This window comes from Phycisphaerae bacterium (genome assembly GCA_012729815.1).
Taxonomy (GTDB): domain Bacteria; phylum Planctomycetota; class Phycisphaerae; order JAAYCJ01; family JAAYCJ01; genus JAAYCJ01.
On the sequence record JAAYCJ010000162.1, the window covers coordinates 1 to 3,404 of the forward strand.

4 protein-coding genes are annotated in these 3,404 nt (G+C 63.8%); 1 reads left to right on the forward strand and 3 read right to left on the reverse strand.

Translation table 11 applies throughout. The features are described 5' to 3' along the window. From GXY33_10675 to GXY33_10685, 3 genes are all read right to left on the reverse strand, one after another. On the reverse strand, positions 1 to 262 hold a 262-nt coding region (locus GXY33_10675), incomplete at its 3' end, for a CBS domain-containing protein (GenBank protein NLX05596.1). A gap of 282 nt (positions 263 to 544) precedes the next feature. Continuing rightward, complete coding sequence (locus tag GXY33_10680) at positions 545 to 2,455, reverse strand: hypothetical protein (GenBank protein NLX05597.1); 1,911 nt, start codon at positions 2,453 to 2,455, stop codon at positions 545 to 547. 4 nt (positions 2,456 to 2,459) lie between these two features. Then, positions 2,460 to 2,720, reverse strand: coding sequence for a hypothetical protein (locus GXY33_10685; GenBank protein NLX05598.1), 261 nt, complete (start codon positions 2,718 to 2,720; stop codon positions 2,460 to 2,462). 383 nt (positions 2,721 to 3,103) lie between these two features. On the opposite strand from GXY33_10685, the gene GXY33_10690 reads away from it, so the two are divergent. Next, on the forward strand, positions 3,104 to 3,404 hold a 301-nt coding region (locus GXY33_10690), incomplete at its 3' end, for a hydroxymethylbilane synthase (GenBank protein ID NLX05599.1).

Consider the following 3,404-nt stretch of genomic DNA (forward strand, 5'->3'; position numbering starts at 1 on the left):
CCCGCTCGATCGACTCGTCCTCGCGGCAGTGAACCACGCCTTCGGTCATCGCCTCGCTGACGCTGGTGGTCGTCGGGTCCAACCCCTCAGCGGTCACCCGAATCGTGATGTCGCGGTCGGTGATCGTGCCGATCATTCGATCGCCCTCGTAGACCGGAAGCATGCCGACGTCCAGCGAACGCATCTTCTCAGCCGCCTGTTCGATGGTCGCGTCCGCGGAGATGATCTCGACGCTGCTTGTCATAATCTCTGAAATTTTCATGGCTTGTCACCTTTCTCTCAAGCGAAGGTCCCCCACAGATTATCTCTCTCTGTTGAATCTAATCCGCCATCGGAGCCTTTTCGATAAGGGCCGATCTGGTTTTTTGCTTAGGTGTTTCCCCGATGCACGCATCAGGCCCGGCCCTCATTCCCCAACCACGCAGCCAGTATCGCCCTACCGTCGATCAGCAGCGGAAGGAGGTGAAAATTGAACTTTCAAGACCTGACCCCATAGGGTCAGGTCTTGAAAGTTTAATTTTCGCGGGCCGAGTGTCGCAGGGGGTCATTCAGAGAGAAAGCATTGGGCGTCATCCAGAAACGCCTGCGGGTAGCCTTCCTGGCGGAGGATGTGGATGGCCGTGGTCGTGGTCGCCGGGCCCGGGCGGAGGCGGAAATCGTGACGGATCGCGCCGTCGAGGTACTCGCCGTGGAAGTGGTAATTCTCAGCGGCGCCGCCATCGCCGGCAAAGCGGCTCAGGGCCAGATCGTGCGTGGCCACCAGGAAGAAACCGGAATTCGCCAACTGATGAGCCACCAGGGCCATGCCCGCCGCCCGTTTCTCGCGCGAATTGGTCCCGCGGAACGGCTCATCGATCAGCCCCAGCACCGGCGCGGGAACATTGTCCGAACAGACCAGCCGCCGCAGATGACGCACCTCGGCCAGGAAGTAGCTTTCCCCTTGCGAAAGGTCGTCGCGCACCTGAAGGTCCGTCATCAGGCAGACCGGCGACCACGCCATGCTCAGCGCCGGCGCCGCGGCGCCCACCTGCCCCAACAGCACGCTCACCCCGACCATCCGCAGGAACGTGCTCTTGCCGCTGGCGTTGGCGCCGGTGATGATCCACAGCCGCTTGTCCAGGTCGAGCGCGGCGTCGTTGGGCACGACCCATTCAGGCGAAATCAGCGGATGCCGGCCCTGGCTGATCCGCACGCCGGGCGCGTCGGCCGGCTCGGGCCAACAGACCACCGGTTCCTCCCATGAGAAACACGCCAGGCTCAGCAGGGCTTCCAGATCAGCCAGCGCAGCCAACGCCTCCAGCAGTTCCCGACGACGCCGAAACACACACTCCCGAATGGCCTGGGCAAGATGCCAGTCGTAGAAAAACACGATGTTCAGCAGGGCGTGGACCAGGCCGCCGGCGTTCGTCCAGGCGACCCGTCGCCGCAAAGCCGGCAGTACGGACGCCTCGGCTGCCCGGCCAAATGCCCGCCTGAGCTCCCGCAGCGGCGTCTCGTCGGGCAGGTTGGCCGCCATCCCGCCCACCACCGGCTCCAGCATCGTCACTACGTTCTCCACGCGACGCCAGGGATTCAACGTCGCATTCAACGAACGACGCAGCACGCCATAGATCGACAGGTTGATGATGAAACCGACGGCGGCCCCGCCGGCAATCATGTCGTCGCCGGCCAGACTCGCCACCGCCACCAGAGCCACGATCATGATCCCGGATGCGACCGACCATATCCGCAGAAGCCGCCGCCACACGGTCTTTGGAGGCAAAAACGCATGGCGCACCGCCGACAGCAATTCCAGAACAAATCCGTCGAAACCGCGGAACTGCGCACAGGCCGCCAGCATCGCCAGCCGGTTTTGTGGATGTTCCGTCAACCAGCGAACCGCCCGCTGGCGAGCCCGAATCCTCTCGCACGACAGCAGCGGACCGTCCAGCATGTCCGCCAGCCGGCGGGCACCCAGCGGCGTGGACGTCCGGTTCAACAGACCGAATACGCCCACCGGCGACGCATAAACATCCAGGTCATCCCGCTCCTGGTCGCTCAACCGCCAGACCGGCCCCTCATCGACGATCGGCGGCGGCATCTCCGCAATCTCGGCTGGACGATCCGGCGAACGAAGCGATACCACCGATCCGCAGCGGCGAAACGTCTCGGAGAGCACCAACGCGAGCCGTTCCAAAGCCTCACGCACCCGCAACACCCGGCGATGCCACCAGACCGCACACGCGAACGCCACCGCCCCGATCAGCCCGGCGACAAGCGCCGGCGTCCAGCGCGGCCACAGAAGATAGACCGCCACGACCGCGCCTGCCGCCAGCGCCACCCTTACCCCGCCGGCTAGAGACTCCCGCCGACTCGCCGCGGCCAGAGCGATCCCATTCTCCCGCTGCGCGCCCTCAAGCCACTGTCGTCGCTGATCACTCGCCTGTGCGTTCAGGGTAGGCAGTCTATCCGGCAAGACGTCACCTCATCGCCGACTGAATCGCCGAACCGATGATCAGCCACAGCACGATGGCGGCTGCGCCCACGACGGGATTCAGCATCCAGACCAGCGTCCTCGAGGCACTCGACTTATACAGCGAAATGTTGACCCCATACGCCAAGCCGCCCAAGCCGCCGCCGACAGCTCCGCCCACCGCCACCAGCAACAGGGGCCATCCGCACAGTGCGTGGATGTAGAGTGGAACCTTGACCTTGCCTTCCTGATTCTGTCCGTCTGACATTGATCCATGCTCCCGCAATGATCGCCGCTGGCCGTCTTCCCGCTGGGACCTGGCCATCCTCTTGCATCCCCATTGTCGTCCGGCTCCACGGGAAACGCAAGACGCTCCAAGAACCTCCCTCCAGTCCAGACGAGCATCTCGGGTGCACAACAACACGTTGAGCGCCCGAACCCGACAACCCCGTCGCCAGAACCGTCCCACATGGCCAACCATCGAAAACCCGTTAACTTAATATTCAAGACCTGACCCCACGGGGTCAGGTCTTGAATATTAAGTTAACGCCCTCATCGCCAGCGGGTCCAACGCTTGGCGGGGTCGTTTACAGAGGATAGAATGGCCACATTGGAGACTCCTGAAACGGCGGCGACCGAGGGCACTATCGGATGAAAAGCGAGTTCGTCATCGGCACTCGGGGAAGTCTGCTGGCTCGGTCGCAGACCGAGTTGGTGGCTGCGGCGCTGCGCTCAGCCTTCGGCGACGTGGCGTTCCGGGTGGTAACGGTGCGAACCTCGGGCGACGCGATCGCCGATCAGGCACTGCACGCGGTTGGCGGTAAGGGCTTATTTACCAAAGAGTTGGAAGATGCCCTGGCCGACCGGCGGATCGACCTGGCGGTCCACAGCCTCAAGGATCTGCCCACGCAGTTCCCGCGAGGCCTGGTGCTGGGGGCGGTGCCGACCCGGG

What these genes read in the sequence shown, in the direction of transcription:
- GXY33_10685 (NLX05598.1), bottom strand. Translation starts at nt 2,720, where the DNA reads ATGTCAGACGGACAGAATCAGGAAGGCAAGGTCAAGGTTCCACTCTAC.